Here is a 17744-nt window from a genome sequence, read left to right as displayed (position 1 = left end):
AGCCGTACCTGCGCAGCGTACGACCACGAAGTCGAAAACCACCGACAATCCCGGGCTCCTGTAGTGCCGAGCCATGCCCGGCAGGAGCCGTACCTGCGCAGCGTACGACCGCAATATCGCAAACCACCGACAATCTAGGGCCCCTGTAGTGCCGAGCCATGCTCGGCAAGAGCCGTACCTGCGCAGCGTACGACCGCGATATCGCAAACCACCGACAGATCCGGGGGCCCTGTAGTGCCGAGCCAAGCTCGGCAGGAGCCGTACCCGCACAGCCTGTAGCCACACGACAAGACAGTCCGCCAACAGCTTCGCGGCATACGCCCGCGACCCAATTGCCTGCGTGGCCGATGATCAGCGCCCCACCGGCTCCCAGCTGGCGCTGTACAGCTGCCACTGTCCGTCCTGCTCGCGCCAGCCACTGACGACTTCCTGCATCTGCCCCCGCTCCGGCAGCAGGCCGCGGTTGCCGCCTGCCAGCAGCACGCTGAACCGTACCGATGCGACCTCCCCCTGCACATCCACCGATACCGGGCCGGTCTGGACCGCGACCTTGCTGTTGAGCAGCAACTGCGCCTTCAGGAGGTTGTGCAGCCCGGCATGATCCAGGCCCTCGTTGCCGACGAAATCGGGAGCCACCGAGGCCATGAAGTCCCGGGGCCTGCCCGCCTCCACCGCCTCCTGCATCGCAGCAATCGTCTGCCGCAGGCGTTGCTCAGGGGGATCTGCCTTGCATGCGTTCATGCCAAGCATGATCGCCACCATAAGCATGCAGTTGAGTACAGTTCGGATCATCTCAGCCTCTTCGCCTTTTCAATTCGGAACGGTATGCTGGCAGCAACGGCGCCGGTGCCCAATGCCGCGCCTGACCCAATAGATCATTCCATTTCCTGGAGGGGAAGATGAATCAGGAACGTCCCTGGCTGCAGAGCTACCCGGCCGGTGTCCCGGCTGAAATCGACGTCAACGAGTTCCGCTCCGTTGCCGCCGTGTTTGATACGTCTGTGGCCAAGTTCCGTGATCGGCCTGCCTACTCCAACTTCGGCAAGACCCTCACCTATGGCGAAGCCGACGTGCTGGTCTCCCAGTTCGCGGCCTACCTGCTCGGCGAACTGCAACTCAAGAAGGGCGACCGCGTTGCGGTGATGATGCCCAACTGCCTGCAATACCCCATCGCCATCTTCGGCATCCTGCGTGCCGGCCTGACCGTGGTCAACGTCAATCCGCTCTATACCGCACGTGAGCTCAAGCACCAGCTCATCGATGCCGAAGCCGCGGTACTGCTGGTGGTCGACAACTTCGGCGACACCGTGCAGCAGGTGATTGCCGACACCCCCGTCAAGCAGGTCATCACCACCGGCCTGGGTGACATGCTGGGCTTCCCCAAGGGCAGCATCATCAACTTCGTGCTCAAGTACGTGAAGAAGATGGTGCCGGACTATGACCTGCCCAACGCCATCCGCTTCAAGCAGGCGCTGGCGCTGGGCAAGCGCCACCCGCTGCCCACGGTGGAAGTGGACCACGACGACATCGCCTTCCTGCAGTACACCGGCGGCACCACCGGCGTGGCCAAGGGTGCCATGCTGACCCACCGCAACCTGATCGCCAACATGCAGCAGGCCTCGGCGTGGATCAGCGCCTCGGGCGTGAAGCCCGGCGAAGAGGTGATCATCACCGCACTGCCGCTGTACCACATCTTCGCACTGACGGCGAACGGGCTGGTCTTCATGAAGCTCGGCGGCTTGAACTACCTGATCACCAACCCGCGCGACATGAAGGGCTTCGTCAAGGAGCTCAAGAACAACCGCTTCACCGCCATCACCGGCGTCAATACCTTGTTCAACGGTCTGTTGAACACCGAAGGTTTCGACCAGGTGGATTTCTCCAACCTCAAGGTTGCGCTGGGCGGCGGCATGGCCGTGCAGCGCGCCGTTGCCGACAAATGGAAAAAGGTCACCGGCGTGACCCTGGTCGAGGCCTATGGCCTGACCGAAACCTCGCCGGCCGCGTGCATCAACCCGCTCAACCTTGCCGATTACAACGGCGCCATCGGCCTGCCGATTCCGTCCACCGATGCCTGCGTCAAGAACGATGATGGCCAGCAGGTGCCGATGGGCGAAGTGGGCGAGCTGTGCATCCGTGGCCCGCAGGTGATGAAGGGCTACTGGCACCGCCCGGATGAAACCGCCAAGGTGATGGACGCCGATGGCTGGCTGCATACCGGCGACATGGCGCGCATGGATGAGAACGGTTTCTTCTACATCGTCGATCGCAAGAAGGACATGATCCTGGTGTCCGGTTTCAACGTGTATCCGAACGAGATCGAAGACGTGATTGCGATGATGCCCGGCGTGCTGGAAGTGGCCGCGGTTGGCGCACCCAGCGAGAAGTCCGGCGAAGTGGTGAAGGTGGTCATCGTCAAGAAGGACCCCAACCTGACCGAGGAGCAGGTCAAGGAATTCGCTCGTGCCAACCTGACCGGTTACAAGCACCCGCGCATTGTCGAGTTCCGCAAGGAACTGCCCAAGACCAACGTCGGCAAAATCCTGCGCCGTGAATTGCGTGACGCCAAGCCGGAAGCCTGATCGACCCGGCAACCTGTTGGTTTGAAGGCAATTGACTGAAAGCCCTCCCCTGACCGGGAGGGTTTTTTGTTTGTGCAGTACTCTTGAGCCGTCAATCCCGCGCAGGCGGGAATCGCTCCTGCCTTGGCCGTTTACCCTTGAGCCGTCATTCCCGCGCAGGCGGGAATCGCTCCGGCCTTCGTCGTTCGCCCTTCCTCCTTATTCCCACCGCCGCGCGATAGAGGCAGCTGCGTGCGACTGCCACAGTGAAAGCTAGAGCCAGAGCGATTCCCGCCTGCGCGGGAATGACGGCATAAGGGCCAAAGCCAGAGCCACGCCCAAGGCCAAGGTCCAAGGCCATCGGCGAGGTCCAAGGTCCAAGGTCCAAGGCCAAGGCCAAGGTCCAGGGTCAACGCCAAAACCAGCGTCACCACCGAAGCCACCGTCAACGCCACAAAAAAGGCCCCCGCGTCACCGCAGGGGCCTTCAAGCTCATCAGCCCGAAACTCAGGCTTCCGGACGCATGTAGGGGAACAGCAGCACTTCGCGGATCGAGGCGCGGCCGGTCAGCATCATTACCAGGCGGTCGATGCCGATGCCCAGGCCGCCGGTCGGTGCCATGCCGTATTCCAGCGCACGGATGTAGTCGGCGTCGTAATGCATGGCTTCGTCGTCGCCACCGTCCTTGGCTTCCACCTGCGCTTGGAAACGCGCGGCCTGGTCTTCCGGGTCATTCAACTCGGAGAAGCCATTGGCCAGTTCCTTGCCGTTGACGAACAACTCGAAGCGGTCGGTATAGCCGGCCTCGGTGTCGCTGGCGCGGGCCAGCGGCGAGACTTCCACCGGGTGGTCAGTGATGAAGGTTGGCTGGATCAGGGTGTGTTCGACGGTCGCTTCGAAGATTTCCAGCAGCAGCTTGCCCCAGCCGTAACTCGGCTTGACGCGGATCTTCAGGCGCTCGCAATGGCGCAGCAGCGCTTCGCGGTCGGTGCAATCGGCGACGCTGATTTCCGGGTTGTGGTGGCGCACGGCCTCGTCCATGCGCCAGCGGCGGAACGCCGGGGCCAGGTCGATCTGTGCACCGTCCCATTCCACCTGGGTGGTGCCCAGCACCCGCTGCGCCACGTCACGGATCACGCCTTCGGTCAGGTCCATCACTTCGTTGTACGTGGCATAGGCCTCGTACAGCTCCATCATGGTGAATTCCGGGTTGTGGCGGGTGCTGACGCCTTCGTTGCGGAAGTTGCGGTTGATCTCGTAGACGCGCTCCAGGCCGCCAACCACCAGGCGCTTCAGATAAAGCTCCGGCGCCACGCGCAGGTACAGGTCCAGGTCCAGCGCGTTGTGGTGGGTGGTGAACGGCTTGGCCGTGGCGCCGCCGGGGATGTAATGCATCATCGGCGTCTCGACTTCCAGGAAGTCGCGGTTGTCCAGCCAGGCGCGCATCGCGCGGATGATCTTGGAGCGCTTGATGAAGACCTCGCGCGACTCCGGGGTGACAATCAGGTCGACGTAACGCTGGCGATAACGCTGCTCGACATCGGCCAGCCCATGCCACTTGTCCGGCAGCGGGCGCAGCGACTTGGTCAACAGGCGGATGCTGGTCGCCTTGACCGACAGTTCGCCGGTCTTGGTGCGGGTCAGGCCGCCCTCGACGGCGATGATGTCACCCACGTCCCAACCCTTGAACGCCGCATAGATGTCGCCCAGCGCGGTGGCCTGCAGGAACAGCTGGATGCGGCCGCTCTCGTCCTGGATCTGGGCGAAGCTGGCCTTGCCCATGATGCGCTTGGCCATCAAGCGACCGGCCATCTTCACCGTGCGCCCAGTGGCTTCCAGCGCTTCGCTGGTCCAGGCGTCGGCATCGGCGTACTCGGCCTGCAACTTGCCGGCGAAGTCTTCGCGGCGGAAGTCGTTCGGGTAGGCAATGCCCTGCCCGCGCAGCGCCGTGAGTTTCGCGCGGCGCTCGGCGATGAGGCTGTTCTCGTCGACGGGGGGCTGCTGCGTTTCAGGGGTCTGTTCGGTCATGGCTTTGATTTCTGTAGGGGGAGGTAACAGGGTGCGGCCACCATTGGGTGACACCGCACCGTACAACAAGGGAATGGCCCAAGCAGGGCCATTCCGGGTTACGCGTCGCTGCGTTTGGCGCCGGCCTGCAGGCCGGACTTGAGGCTGGCCTCGATGAACTCGTCCAGGTCGCCATCCAGCACCTTCTGCGTGTCGGTGCGTTCGATGCCGGTGCGCAGGTCCTTGATACGGCTCTGGTCGAGCACGTAGTTGCGGATCTGGCTGCCCCAGCCGATGTCTGATTTAGTGGCTTCCACCGCATCGCGTTCGGCGTTGCGCTTCTGCACTTCCAGCTCATACAGGCGCGCGGCCAGCATCTTCATCGCGCGGTCGCGGTTGGCGTGCTGGCTACGCTCGGTCTGGCAGGCCACCACCACGCCGGTCGGGACGTGGGTGATACGCACGGCCGATTCGGTCTTGTTGACGTGCTGGCCACCGGCACCGGAAGAACGGTACACGTCGGTCTTCAGGTCGGCCGGGTTGATGTTCACTTCGATGCTGTCGTCCACTTCCGGCGACACGAACACCGAGGTGAAGCTGGTGTGGCGGCGGTTGTCCGAATCGAACGGCGACTTGCGCACCAGGCGGTGCACGCCGGTTTCGGTCTTCAGCCAGCCGTAGGCGAAATCGCCCTCGACGCGGAACGTGGCCGACTTGATGCCCGCCACGTCACCGCCGGACACTTCCAGCAACTCGGCCTTCCAGCCACGCGCCTCGCACCAGCGCAGGTACATGCGCAGCATGATTTCGGCCCAGTCCTGGGCTTCGGTACCACCGGCACCGGCCTGGATGTCGACAAAGGCGTTGCAGTTGTCCATCTCGCCCGAGAACATGCGCTGGAACTCCAGCTTCTCGATGTGCGACTGGTGCTTGTCCAGGTCGGCGACCACCGACAACGCGGTGTCCTCGTCCTGCTCGCTCTCGGCCAGCTCGAGCAGCTCGGTGGCGTCGGTCATGCCGTCCAGCACGGTGGCGATACCGCTGACGGTCTTGTCCAGCATCGAACGTTCCCGGCCCAGGGTCTGGGCGTATTCGGGGTTGTTCCAGATATCGGGGTTTTCCAGCTCGCGGGTTACTTCTTCAAGACGCTCTTTCTTGACGTCGTAGTCAAAGATACCCCCTGAGCGAGAGCACGCGATCGGTCAGATCGGTGATTCGCTGGCGGATGGGATTCAGTTCAATCATGGTCGGTCTATGGACAGGCAGACAAGAGTGCAATTCTAGCATCCACCGGGCATTCAGGCTGTTCTCGCTGCATGAACACGGCTTGCCGTTAGAATCTGCCCCACTACCCGCCCGTGCGGGGAACGGATACCCCTCAAATGACGAAGGACCTACGCTTGAATACGCGCACTGCCCGCTTGTTTGCAGCCATCTCCATGACCCTGGCCCTTGGCGCCTGCCAGAAGCTGGGCAGCGTCGCCGGCGCCGGCGACAACACCCCCAACCTGGCCGTGGGTGACACGGTCTCGGGCGAGATCACCTCCGGCAGCCGCCTGAACTACAACGACGGCAGCCGTCACCAGGCCTACAAGATCACCCTGAAGGACGGCGAAGCGGTCTCGCTGGAACTGGGCGGCTCGCTCAACGGCCAGATCGCCGTGTTCGACGGCCAGACCATGTTGGCCCACGCCAGCGGCAACGGCACGGAGGAAGGGTCCGCCTCGGCGGTCAACCTGGCTTTCCGTGCACCCAAGGACGGCAGCTACGTGGTCGCGGTCAACAGCGCCAGCTCCGACAGCTTTGGCCCGTTCAAGCTCAAGAGCGCCAAGGTGGTGCCCTATGACGGCAAGCCACTGGGCGCCGACAGCCAGGCCATCGACTGGCTGATGGGCGAAAAGCAGGAGTACAAGCTGAAGGTGGACAAGGCCGGGCTGTACTCCATCACCATGGAATCCAGTGCATTCGATACCTACCTGCACCTGAACGGCCGCAATGTGGAGCTGGAGGACGACGACAACGGCGGCAACCTCAATGCCCGCATCCGCACCTATCTTGAGCCGGGCGAGTACACCATCGGTGCCTCGTCGGTGAACGGCAACACCGGTTCGTTCAAGCTCAACGTCGCCCTGACCCCGACCCCGAATGGCCTGGTCAACCGCGACGGCACCGCCCTGACCATCGGCCAGACCGCGCAGTCGATGATGGATTCGCGTGGCCGCCGCACCTTCGTGCTCAACCTGGACGCGCCCAAGCAGATCCAGTTCGACGCCATCGCCGATGGCTTCGACTCGGTGCTGCATGTCACCGGCCCGGGTACCGATGCCGAGGACGACGACGGTGGCAACGGCACCAACGCTCGCCTGAACCTGTCGCTGCGTGCGGGCCGTTACATCGTGGCCGTTACCAGCCTGGGTAGCCAGCAGGGCGTGTTCGAGCTGGAGACCACCGACATGGGCGGCGATGTGGCGGCGCCGGGCGAAAGCAATCGCAAGGACGCTGCCAGCGAAGCCAGCGCTGCTGCGGCCGATGCCGCCGCAGCGGTCGAAGCAAGCAACTGATCCATCCACGCCGGCTGCCACGGCGGCAGCCGGCGTCTCGCGCCCGCCACATCCCCCGATGCGGCGGGCGCTTCATGCCGCACCCTGGTTCCAACACTTGAGGAGTTGAAGTGAAGCGATTCGCAGCAGGACTGCTGTCCCTTGCCATTGCCGCCGCCGTGCACGCCCCCGCGCATGCCGCCCCGTCGGCCCGGCCGCTTGCCATGAACGGCGAGACCTCGGGCGAGATCACCTCGTCCACCCCGATCAACCACAGCGATGGCACCCGCAGCCAGCTGTTCTCGCTGCAGCTGGCTGCCGGTCAGGCCGTCAGCCTGTCGCTGGAAGGCCCGCTCAATGGTTCGCTGGCGGTGTTCACCCGCGACACCCTGGTCGGCCGCTCGGAAGCCGACGGCGAAGGCCCGACCACGCTGAGCATCCGTGCCGACAAGGCCGGCCAATACCTGGTTTCGGTGAGCGGTGCCGACGCTCGCGCTTTCGGCCCCTTCCAGCTCTCGGTCGAACCGATCGTGGCCTACGACGGCAAGCCGCTGGTGGCTGGCCGCCGGGTGACCGATTGGTTGCGTGACGACAGCAAGGAGTACACGCTGGAGGTGGACAAGGCCGGCCTGTACACGCTGACCATGGATTCGACCGAGTTCGACTCGCGCCTGGAACTGAGCGGCAACGGCGTCAACATGGAAGATGATGACGGCGGCAACCAGCTCAACGCGCGCCTGGTGGCCCCGTTGCAGCCCGGCCGTTACACCCTCACCGCCAACAGCGTCTCCAATGCCAACGGCGCCTTCTACCTGGGCGTGGAACGTACCGATTTCCCGGAGGGCCTGGTGTTCGAGGACGGCACCGAACTGCCGATGGATGGCAAGGCCAGTGGTTTCATCAACGCCGACGATACCCGCAGCTTCGTGTTCAACCTGCCGGAGCGCCGCCGCGTGCAGTTCGACGCCAGCAGCCGCGAGCTGGACACCCTGCTGACCCTGCAGGGCGATGACATCATCCTGACCGACGACGACGGTGGCGGCAACGTCAACTCACGCCTGTCGCAGGTGCTGGAAGCCGGCCAGTACAACGTCTCGGTGCGTTCGGTGAACAGCCGTGGCGGCGTGTTCCAGCTGTCCACCAGCACCTCGGCGGCACCGGAAGGCCCGTCGCGCCAGGAACTGAAGCTGGGCCGTGAGGTCCAGGGCCAGCTGCGCGCCGGCAACCGCGACCTGTACACGCTGGAGATTCCGCGCAAGGGCAAGTACCTGATCAGCATGGTCGGTGCCAACGGCCTGGACGGCATGATCACCGTCATGCGCAACGGCGAGGAAGTCGCCCAGCAGGATGACAGCGAGGACAGCCTGGATCCGTCGCTGGAAGTGGAACTGGACGCCGGCCGCTACGTGGTGCTGGCACACAGCTTCGACTCCAGCGCCACCGGCGGTTACCGCCTGCTGGCCCGTCGCAAGTAATACGCAGCACCGCAACACACAGACGGGGCCGGCATTGCCGGCCCCGTTTGTTTGCGCCACTCAGCGCACTTCGAACTCACCCACCAGCACGGTGTCGTCGCTCTCCTGCAGGCGCAGGGTCACCGCCCTGTCCTGCTGTGCCGTGCTGCCCCAATGCGTGCTCAGGCGCAGCATCAGGGTGGTGGCGCCGGTAACCAGTTGTTGCCGGCTGCCGAAATAGTTCGCCTCCACCTTGTAGATACCCGGCTTGGCATCACGCAGTGAGAACTGCTCGGGGCCGTAGCCACCGGTGAAATCCTGCGACATGGCGCCGCCCTGATAGGTCAGGCGGTTGCCGTAGAACGCACGTTCACCGTTGGGGTCGGTCACCCACAGATCCATGTCGCTGTTGTCGCTGTCCCAGGCCAGCACCACCCGCAGATCCAACGGCAAGGCCCTGCGCAGGCGCGGATCAACCGAGGACAGGTCCAGCGTGCTGTTGGCGCGCTTGCCAAGGTTGGTCAGCTCGTCCAATGCGATCAGCGCGACGCCGTCAAAACGGCGGTCCCACTGGCGCTCGACCACCTGGTACAGCGGTCCTACCGCATCCTGCGGGCGTCCGGCGGCCTCCAGCGCCAGCCCCAGATCACGGAAACTCTGCGGCTCCTCCTCGGCCATCGCCAGCACCTGCTCGAACACCGGCACCGCCAACTGCGCCGCGTCGGCCTGCAGCAGCCGATAGCCCAACACCCGCAACAGATGGCGGTTGTCCAGTTCCATCTCCGCCAGGTTGGACAATACCCGCAGCGCCAGCTCGCGTTGCTTGTGCTCCAACAACATGTCCGCCACGTCCAGGAAAAAAGCGCTGCTGTTGGCGTTGTCCGCACGCTCGGCAAGGTAGCGGGTGTAGAGCGTTGCCGCCGGGCCCTGGCGCAAACGGCGCGCCACCGGCGAATCAGGCTCCCATGCACCCAGGCGGATCTCCAAGGCGCCCTCATTGGCCGACGGCTCCGGGGCGTAACCGTCTGCAGCTACCGCCACGCTTTCCAGCGCGTCCAAATCCGCCGCGACCGGTGGTGCCGGCGGCGCAGGTGCCGCAGGCGGTGGAACCACCAAGGCCATCGCTTCCGGTCCCGCATGCTCGGCCATCGCCTGGGCACGCCGCAGCCGCCCGGCCTGCTTTTCCGGTGCGGCCAGCGCCGGCGCATCCTTGGGCCAGGTCTTTGCCCACCATTGGGCACGTTCCTGCCACTGCCCGGCGATCGCGTCCAGGTGCTGGCGACGGGCAAGTGCACGGTCCTCCAGCAAACGCGCATAACGGCGGTCATACTCGGCTCGCAGCGGCGCAGGCGGGCGAATGGCATAGCGCAGGTAGTCGTCGATGCCATCCAGCACGATCAGTGACGTTGCTGCGCTGACCAGGCCAAAACGCTGCGAGAGCAGCTGCATCGCCTCGCGGTTGCGACGCGGCTCCAGCGCCAGCTGCTGCAACCGCGCCTGCGCCCACAGTCCGGCCACCAACCCCGGATCAGCCGCGTCGCCCTCTGCCTGTAACTGCTGCCACTGGCCAGTGTTGATCCTCAGCCGCATTGCCTGCCGGGCACTGTCGGCGCGCGCATGCACCCAGACCCAGCCCTGCGCCTGGCTGCGCCTGTCGACCACCACCTCATGCAGGCCGGCGGCGTCGGCGACCTCGACGGCGACAGGTTCCGCCAGCAGTTCCTGCACGGCGCCCTGGGGTTGTCCGTCAAGCAGCACCAGACGCCCGCCGTTGGCTTCGCTCCACCCCCGCAGCCGAACGCTGTCCGTCCTCGCGCCGGCACTGCTGATCGCAAACAGGCGCTGCGTTTGGCCCAACGCAGGCAGGGTGTCCGCGCCCCAGTTGGACAAGCCGTCGCTGAGCAACAGGTACTCGCCGACAGCCGGGTCCGGCGTCCAACCGGTCAGATTGCTGGCGCCATCCAAGGGCTCCTGCTCCAGCGCATGGCGCAGTGCGCTCCAGTCCCCCTTGCGCACCACGAAACGGCGCACGGCAGTGGCGCGATCACGCAGAACGGTCAGGGCCACACGGCCGTCGCCCATCGCGGCGAAATAGCGGTCAAGCAACGCGAACTCGGCCTTGCGGTCCCGCTGCCCGGCCGAGCCCGAGGCATCCCACAGCAGCCCCACCTGGTCGGGGAGCCGGCGCACGGCAGGCGCAGGCACAGCAACCTGGGCAACAAGATAGTGCTGCCCGTCCAGGCTGGCCGAATGCATGCCCGCCGCACCATCCATCGGCAGCTGCCACTGCAGTTGCGCTGGCAGCGCCGTGCCCCTGCCCTGCCAGTTCAAGTTACGCCCCTTGAAGCCGAACGGCGCGCCGCCGCCCTCGGCGCGGCCGCCGACCTGCAGCCGCAGGGACACCTCATCGGCGCCGCCGGCAAACTGCAACGGCAGGCGCCATTGCCAATTGCCAGCCTGCACCGGCAAGGCCTCCCGCACCGTCAGCTGCACGCGGCGACTGCCGCCAGCGGGCAACGGGTAGATACGCAGGCGGAACTGGTTGCCCGCGGTCTGCTCCAACAAGCCAGGATCGACGCTACGACGGGTGATCGCTTCAAACACCTGGCGGCCGCGCTCCTTTGGCACCGCCACCGCGTCGCGCAGCTGTCCCTCGATGTCCAGCGCATACCCGGTCAACTGCTGGCCATCAGCCAAGGGGAACTGCAGCTCGCCCTCCAGCACCCGTCGGTTGGGGTTGTGGAACTCAAGCTCGATGCGGGTCTGGGCGACACCGGCCTGCACCTCGCCGGTGATGCTGGCGCTGCGCAGGACAATAGGCTGCTCGGCCTCGGCGGCAGCGATCAACACCGGTGGATTGCCCACCACCCGTACCGCCGCCTGCCGCTGCGCGGTCGCTGGCACTGCCAAGGCCACCAATACCGCAACCGCCATCCATCGCTGCCACTGCATGCCTGCCATCGCACTGCTCCGTCCAAGGGTCGGGGGAGTAAACGTCCAGCTACAGGCAATGGGGTTTGGCCCCCCTCCCCTGTGAGTCGCCGACCACATCGTAACGGGATGGCAGCTGTTGCAGGCTCAGCCTGCGCTGACGCGCTCCTCGCCCTCACCCAGCGCCAGACGCACGTCGGCCAGGTAGCGTCGGCTGCAGGGCACCGCCTGACCGTCGTCCATGTGCAACAGCGCCTCACCGCCATCCAAGGGCTCGATCGATACCAGGTGGCGCTGGTTGATAAGCCAGCTGCGGTGGCTGCGGATGAAGCAGACCGGATCCAGGCGCTGCTCCAGCGCCGCCATGGTGCTGCGCAGCGGGTAGTCATGCCCGCGGACGCGCAGGTTGACGTAGTTGCCGGCAGCCTGCGCCCATTCGATATCGGCGGTGGCAATCAGGAAATCCCGCCCCAGCTTGCGCACCAGCAGCCGCTCCGGCCGTTCGATCGGCTCCACTGGCGGGCCCTCGTCCGGCGCCGCCAGCAGCTGTGCCTCACCCTGCAGCCGGCGCAGCAGGAAGCGATAGCTCTCCACGCTGATCAGGATGATCGCCAGGGTGCGCACGTCCTTGAGGTACTCATACAGAAACTCCCGGCCCCAATCACCAAAGTCATAGCCGTGGCCCAGCGCACGGTATGCCAGCACGCGCAGGCCGACCATCAGCAGCACATGCATCGCCGACAGCGGCAGGCTCGCCAGCAGGTACCACGGCAACCGCCGCCGCCAGTTGTCCATATGCAGTGGCAAGCGCCGGCTCAACCAGGCCACCAGGGGCACCAACAGCACCAGCCAGACCAGGCCGCTGGAGAACTCCCAGACCCAGGGTTCCCACGCATGCATGCCGGGGGCACCATGCCGGTTGGCATCCATCCAGGTGGTGATGGCATTGCCACTGCAGTTGAGCACCACCACGATCAACCAGAAGCCGATTTCCGCACCACGCCGCCAGGGGCGGAAACGCTGCAAGGGATCACGCAAAGCTCGTTCACTCATCCGCGCAGTGTAGGCCAAGGCCCCTGCGAAGGCCGCGCGATTCGTCCCGCTACCACCGCCATTCGTCCCAAAGTGCCCGCCAATCATCCCTTACCGGCCCGATTGGCAGATGCGGATGGCTCAATGCCAGGCTCCCGACACAAAACCCACAGGCAACCGCATGACCCGCCGCAACGATCTGGACTGGCTACGTGTGATCGCCTTTGCCCTGTTGGTGATCTACCACGTTGGCATGTACTACGTGAGCTGGGACTGGCATGTGAAAAGCGCGGCCGCCAGCATCGCACCCGAGCCGTTCATGCTGCTCACCAGCCCGTGGCGGATGTCGTTGCTGTTCCTCATTTCCGGCGTGGCTACCGCCTACATGCTGCAGTCCCGGCCGCAAGGTTTGCTGCGCCGTCGCTCACGGCAACTGCTGTGGCCGCTGCTGTTCGGCATGTTGCTGATCGTGCCGCCCCAGGCCTACTACCAGGTGGTGGAGCAGCTGCCCGGTGGCTACGACGCATCGTACTGGTCGTTCTACGGCAAGTACCTGACCGGCTATCACGGTTTCTGCGATGCCGATGGCTGCCTGCGCCTGCCCACCTGGAACCACCTGTGGTTCCTGCCCTATCTCTGGTGCTACACCTTGCTGGCCTGGCTGCTGTGGCGCCTGCTCCCGGACGGGGCGCTGCAACGGCTGCGCGCCGCCTGCGGACGCGTACTGCAGGGCTGGGGGGCGCTATGGGTGCCGGTAGTGATATTGGCGCTGGCGCGGCTGCTGCTGGTCACCCGCTTTGAGCAGAGCCATGCGCTGGTGGACGACTGGTACAACCATGCGCAGTACGGTGCCGTGTTCCTGATCGGCTTCCTGGCTGCGTTCAGCACCGGCTTCTGGCAATCACTGCAACGGCTGCGCTGGGCAGCGCTGCTGCTGGCTGCCATCACCTATGCACTGCTGATCTACAGCTGGTACTTCGCCGGCTACAACGACGACAACCCGCCCCCCATGTGGCTGCGGCTGGGGCTGCGCGTGGCCTGGGCGGTGGACCAGTGGACGGCCATCGCCGCGTTGCTGGGTTTTGCCTACCGTTGGCGCGCGGCCGACAGCCGGCTGCTGCGCTACCTCACCCTGGCGGTGTTCCCGCTCTACATCCTGCACCAGACCGTGATCGTGGTACTGGCCCACCAGCTCAAGCCGCTGCACATACCGGCAGGCTGGGAAGCAGCGTTGTTGATCGCGGCGACGTTCGCGCTGTGCCTGGTGGCCTACGAGCTGATAAAACGCAGCGCGTTGCTGCGGCCGCTGTTCGGCCTCCGACCGCGGCCAGAGGCGTCCAGTGCTGATCAGGTGGCCGGCGCCACCGCATGCGGCGACAGATAAGGCCAGGCCCGCGTCGCCGCTTACGCCGCTTCTGCGGGCGCGCAGTGTTCGACGATCAGCTGGATGGCCTGGCCACCCCGGTAGTCGTCGCCCACCAACCGGTAGGCCAGGTGCAGCCGGGGTTCTGGCGCGGTGCCGGTCCAGCCACTGAAATGGATGGCATTGATGCGCGCCCGGCCACCCGGTGCACGAACCACCAGCTTCAGGTGGCGCTCCTTGAGCACGCGCCATTCCACGACCTCGAACACGCCATCGAACAGGGGTTCGGCAAAGCCCTGACCCCACGGGCCGGCCAGTCGCAGTGCTTCGGCGTGCTGGAAGTCCAGCTCGGCCGCAGTCAATTCACCGTCGCTGAGCAATTGCTGTTGCAGCAAGGCCGGGTCCAGGGTGGCCTGCACCTGCGCGGCAAATACCGCCTTGAAGGTTTCCAGCTGTGCCAGCGGCAGGCTCAGGCCGGCCGCCATCGCATGGCCGCCGAATTTCTCCATCAAGCCGGGATGGCTGGCGTTGATCGCTGCCAGCGCGTCGCGGATATGGAAGCCGGCGATCGAACGGGCCGACCCGCGCAATGCCTGGCCACCTGGTTCGGCAGGTGCGAACGCGATCACTGGCCGATGCAGGCGATCCTTCATCTTCGACGCCACCAGACCGACCACACCAGGGTGCCAATCCGGGTCGAACAGACAGGCCGCCACCGGCCGTTGCATGGACGCGTCCACGACCGCACGCGCAACCACACGCTCGGCATCATCGGTCATCTGCTGCTGCACGGCGCGGCGTTCGGCGTTGATCTCCTCAAGCATGGTCGCAATATCGAGTGCCTGCCGGGGGTCTTCGGTCAGCAGCAGTTCGATGCCCAAAGCCATGTCTTCCAGCCGCCCGGCGGCATTCAGGCGTGGCCCCAGCGCATAGCCGATGTCGCTGGCGGTCAGGCGCGCCGCGTCGCGGCCGCTGGCTTCGATCAACGCACGCAGGCCGACGCAGGCCTTGCCCGCACGCAGCCGGCGCAACCCGGCCGAAACAAGTGCACGGTTGTTGTCGTCCAATGCCACCAGATCGGCGACGGTGCCAACCGCAACCAGATCCAGCAGGGTCAGCAGGTCGGGCTCGGCACCGGCGCTGAAGGCACCCTGCTCGCGCAGGTGCCGGCGTAGCGCCATCAGCACGTAGAAGATCACCCCGACACCGGCCAGCGCCTTGCTCGGGAACGCATCGCCGTCCACGTTCGGGTCAACGATGGCATCGGCCGGGGGCAGTTGCTCGCCCGGCAGGTGGTGGTCGGTGACCAGCACCTGCCAGCCCAGCGCCTTGGCCGCATGTACACCGGCATGGCAGGCAATGCCGTGGTCCACCGTCACCAGCAGGTCCGGCTTGAAGGCTTGCAGCTCGGCCACCAGCGACGGCGACAGGCCATAGCCATGCACCATGCGATTGGGCACGGCATGCACCACGTCGCGGGCCCCCAGCATGCGCAGGCCGCGCACACCCACCGCGCAGGCAGTGGCGCCGTCACAGTCGAAATCGCCGACGATCAGGATGCGCTTGTCGGCAGCGATGGCATCGGCCAGCAACTGCACCGCGCGCTGCATGCCACCCAGCAGATCGGGGGCGTGCAGTTGCGCCAGCCGCGGTTGCGCCTGCTCCGGCGTCAATGCACCGCGTGCGGCATAGATGCGCCGCAACAACGGCAAGGTGTCATCGCCCCACTGCCCTTCGGCAGCGGCAACGCGGCGGACGATCTTCATGGCCTCACTCATCAAGCAGACTGCTTACCGGCTTTTTCCAGAACTGCCAGCGTTGCCCGCGCCGGATGCGATAGCTGGCGCCATCCTCGAAATCAAGCTGCAGCTCGGCCAGTTCACCGCGGCCGATGGCGTCCAGCAACGGCAGGATTGCATCGCGGGTCAACTGATCGAGCGAGCGCAGCTGGCGCAGGTCCACCAGGGCATCCACGGTCTGCTCCCCGCCCAGCCGCACACCGGCCAGGGTCGCGAGCCCCTGCAGCAGCGCATCGCGGCTGCGCACCTGCGCATGGGCGGTGTTGACAGAATCGGGCAAACGCCCCGCCCCCCAGAACCACAGCGAGTTGACCGCACGCTTGCCGTTGGCAACGCGCTGCGCGTTCCATGGATGCTGGTGCAGCACCACCTGCGCTTCGGTCATCAGGCTTCGCCATTGGCGGCCGTTGTCACCGTCGGGCAGGTGCGGAAACAAGTCATCGCCCAGCACGATTTCCGGTGCGGCAAAGGCTGGCAGCGGCGTATCTTCGGGTAACCGCAGGTACCAACGTGACGGCGTGGGCGCATCCAGCTGGTAGCCAAAGCCGGCAAACAACGGCTGCAAGGCGGGCAACAGCGCTTCCACGTCCACCGGCTCCAGCCGCAGGGTTTCGGCCGATGCCATCAGCCGCGCCCCCTGCATGTCCGGCACGATGTTGGCCGGGTCGGCGCGCAGCCAGAAGCTGCCGGCGGCATCGCCGGCATCGGTCTGGCGGGTCAAGGCGGCCGCCGACCACTCGGCCGGCTGCACGCGGAAGTGACGGCGCAGCTGCGCCGATTCACCGGCCGTGCCGAGCGAGCGCTCGGCGCGGCCCAGTGCCGTGGCCACCGGCGCCGGCAGGTTGCCGGCGGGGAAGCGGCTGCGCGCGGGCAGCAGCAGCGTGGCCTTGGCCATCGTCAGTCGAGGTACTCGACGCTGACGATCTCGTACTCACGCTGCCCGGCCGGCGCGTCGATGGCGATGGCGTCGCCTTCGTTCTTGCCGATCAGGGCGCGTGCCACGGGCGAGGAAATGGCGATCAAGCCCAGCTTGATGTCCGCTTCCAGGTCACCAACGATCTGGTAACGCTTCTCTTCGTCGGTCTCCACGTCGGCCAGCGTCACCGTGGCACCAAACACCACCTTGCTGCCGGCGTTGAGCTTGGTGATGTCGATGATCTCGGCATGCGACAGCTCGCCTTCCAGCTGCTTGATGCGGCCTTCGATGAAGCCCTGCTCCTCGCGCGCGGCGTGGTACTCGGCGTTCTCCTTCAGGTCACCGTGCTCGCGGGCTTCGGCGATGGCGGCAATGACCTTCGGGCGCTTGTCCGACTTCAGGTGTTCCAGTTCGTCACGCAGGCGCCTGGCGCCCTTTGCCGTGATGGGTGCTCTCATGCATTCAACTCCTTATGCAGTTCCTGCAGCGACCAGACCGGACCGGTGCCGCGGAACTCCAACGATTGCACCAATGCCTTGGCGCCTGCAACCGTGGTCGAGTACGTGATGCGGTTCTGCAGGGCTTCGCGACGGATCGAGAACGAGTCGTTGATCGCTGCGCGGCCTTCGGTCGTGTTGACGATGTAGACGATTTCGCCGTTCTTGATGCTGTCCACGATATGCGGACGGCCCTCAACCACCTTGTTGATCACTTCGCAGCTGTAGCCATGCTGCTGCAACCAGGCAGCGGTGCCACGGGTAGCCACCAGCGAATAGCCCGCCTCGACCAGGCCCTGCACCGCCGGCATCACGCGCGGCTTGTCGATGTCACGCACCGAAATGAACACCTTGCCGACCGGCGGGGTCTTGATGCTGCCGGCTTCCTGCGCACGTGCGAACGCGGCGCTGAAGGTACGGCCCACACCCATCACTTCACCGGTGGAACGCATTTCCGGCCCGAGGATCGGATCCACACCCTGGAACTTGGCGAACGGGAAGATCGCCTCCTTGACCGAGTAGTAATCCGGCACGACTTCCTTGGTCGCGCCCTGCTCGGCCAGGGTCTTGCCGGCCATGCAGCGGGCGGCGATCTTGGCCAGCGCCATACCGGTGGCCTTGGACACGAACGGCACGGTGCGCGA

General features: G+C 65.5%; 12 protein-coding genes and 1 pseudogene. 4 read left to right on the top strand and 9 right to left on the bottom strand.

Annotated elements, in window-relative coordinates:
• Positions 1–351 precede the first annotated feature (351 nt).
• Positions 352–741: a nuclear transport factor 2 family protein gene (locus tag B2527_RS08415; RefSeq protein ID WP_293707850.1), complete on the bottom strand. Its 390-nt coding sequence runs from the start codon at positions 739–741 to the stop codon at positions 352–354.
• 158 nt (positions 742–899) lie between these two features.
• Between B2527_RS08415 and B2527_RS08410 the strand changes: the two genes are divergently transcribed.
• A complete protein-coding gene (locus tag B2527_RS08410) occupies positions 900–2582 on the top strand; it encodes a long-chain fatty acid--CoA ligase (RefSeq protein ID WP_293707849.1) in 1683 nt (560 codons plus the stop codon).
• A 486-nt stretch (positions 2583–3068) separates the two neighbouring features.
• Here the strand turns inward: B2527_RS08410 and lysS are convergent, their stop codons facing one another.
• The gene (gene lysS / locus B2527_RS08405) at positions 3069–4589 is read right to left on the bottom strand and encodes a lysine--tRNA ligase (RefSeq protein WP_293707848.1); all 1521 of its coding nucleotides are present in this window, start codon (positions 4587–4589) and stop codon (positions 3069–3071) included.
• 98 nt (positions 4590–4687) lie between these two features.
• Positions 4688–5813, bottom strand: a protein-coding gene (gene prfB, locus B2527_RS08400; protein ID WP_293707846.1) for a peptide chain release factor 2 whose coding sequence is annotated in 2 segments (ribosomal slippage) — positions 4688–5737 and positions 5739–5813 — 1125 coding nt in all. Because the reading frame shifts where the segments join, the coding sequence is not laid out codon by codon here.
• A 155-nt stretch (positions 5814–5968) separates the two neighbouring features.
• Here prfB and B2527_RS08395 point away from each other — a divergent pair.
• Together B2527_RS08395 and B2527_RS08390 are read left to right on the top strand one after the other, a co-directional pair.
• Positions 5969–7129 (top strand): ABC transporter substrate-binding protein, encoded by a 1161-nt coding sequence (locus tag B2527_RS08395; RefSeq protein ID WP_293707844.1) that lies wholly within the window; start codon positions 5969–5971, stop codon positions 7127–7129.
• Positions 7130–7239: 110 nt separating this feature from the next.
• On the top strand, positions 7240–8583 hold the full coding sequence (locus B2527_RS08390; RefSeq protein ID WP_293707842.1) for an ABC transporter substrate-binding protein: 1344 nt from the start codon (positions 7240–7242) through the stop codon (positions 8581–8583).
• Positions 8584–8643: 60 nt separating this feature from the next.
• Here B2527_RS08390 and B2527_RS08385 read toward each other — a convergent pair whose 3' ends face one another.
• Positions 8644–11514: a VIT domain-containing protein gene (locus tag B2527_RS08385; protein ID WP_293707887.1), complete on the bottom strand. Its 2871-nt coding sequence runs from the start codon at positions 11512–11514 to the stop codon at positions 8644–8646.
• Between the two features lie 126 nt (positions 11515–11640).
• Entirely contained in the window at positions 11641–12546 is a 906-nt protein-coding gene (locus tag B2527_RS08380; RefSeq protein ID WP_293707840.1) for a LytTR family DNA-binding domain-containing protein, read from the bottom strand.
• Between the two features lie 160 nt (positions 12547–12706).
• On the opposite strand from B2527_RS08380, the gene B2527_RS08375 reads away from it, so the two are divergent.
• Positions 12707–13909, top strand: a complete 1203-nt coding sequence (locus tag B2527_RS08375; RefSeq protein ID WP_293707838.1) for an acyltransferase family protein — start codon at positions 12707–12709, stop codon at positions 13907–13909.
• Positions 13910–13929: 20 nt separating this feature from the next.
• Here the strand turns inward: B2527_RS08375 and recJ are convergent, their stop codons facing one another.
• The 4 genes and pseudogenes from recJ to carB all read right to left on the bottom strand — a co-directional run.
• The gene (gene recJ, locus B2527_RS08370; RefSeq protein ID WP_293707836.1) at positions 13930–15666 is read right to left on the bottom strand and encodes a single-stranded-DNA-specific exonuclease RecJ; all 1737 of its coding nucleotides are present in this window, start codon (positions 15664–15666) and stop codon (positions 13930–13932) included.
• Complete coding sequence (locus B2527_RS08365; protein ID WP_293707834.1) at positions 15659–16582, bottom strand: phosphoglycerate mutase; 924 nt, start codon at positions 16580–16582, stop codon at positions 15659–15661. Before B2527_RS08365 ends, recJ begins: the two co-directional genes overlap by 8 nt.
• Before the next feature lie 2 nt (positions 16583–16584).
• The gene (gene greA / locus B2527_RS08360) at positions 16585–17049 is read right to left on the bottom strand and encodes a transcription elongation factor GreA (protein ID WP_293707885.1); all 465 of its coding nucleotides are present in this window, start codon (positions 17047–17049) and stop codon (positions 16585–16587) included.
• An 8-nt stretch (positions 17050–17057) separates the two neighbouring features.
• Positions 17058–17744: pseudogene (gene carB, locus B2527_RS08355) on the bottom strand (carbamoyl phosphate synthase large subunit); the annotation flags it as partial.

The sequence above is a fragment of the Stenotrophomonas sp. UBA7606 genome, from assembly GCF_002477705.1.
In the GTDB taxonomy this organism is placed as follows: domain Bacteria; phylum Pseudomonadota; class Gammaproteobacteria; order Xanthomonadales; family Xanthomonadaceae; genus Stenotrophomonas.
Note: the sequence above shows the minus strand (reverse complement) of the source record. Positions and strands in the feature narration are given on the sequence as shown.

What these genes read in the sequence shown, in the direction of transcription:
- B2527_RS08365 (WP_293707834.1), bottom strand. Translation starts at nt 16,582, where the DNA reads ATGGCCAAGGCCACGCTGCTGCTGCCCGCGCGCAGCCGCTTCCCCGCC.
- B2527_RS08415 (WP_293707850.1), bottom strand. Translation starts at nt 741, where the DNA reads ATGAACGCATGCAAGGCAGATCCCCCTGAGCAACGCCTGCGGCAGACG.
- B2527_RS08410 (WP_293707849.1), top strand. Translation starts at nt 900, where the DNA reads ATGAATCAGGAACGTCCCTGGCTGCAGAGCTACCCGGCCGGTGTCCCG.
- B2527_RS08375 (WP_293707838.1), top strand. Translation starts at nt 12,707, where the DNA reads ATGACCCGCCGCAACGATCTGGACTGGCTACGTGTGATCGCCTTTGCC.
- B2527_RS08385 (WP_293707887.1), bottom strand. Translation starts at nt 11,514, where the DNA reads ATGCAGTGGCAGCGATGGATGGCGGTTGCGGTATTGGTGGCCTTGGCA.
- recJ (WP_293707836.1), bottom strand. Translation starts at nt 15,666, where the DNA reads ATGAGTGAGGCCATGAAGATCGTCCGCCGCGTTGCCGCTGCCGAAGGG.
- B2527_RS08380 (WP_293707840.1), bottom strand. Translation starts at nt 12,546, where the DNA reads ATGAGTGAACGAGCTTTGCGTGATCCCTTGCAGCGTTTCCGCCCCTGG.
- lysS (WP_293707848.1), bottom strand. Translation starts at nt 4,589, where the DNA reads ATGACCGAACAGACCCCTGAAACGCAGCAGCCCCCCGTCGACGAGAAC.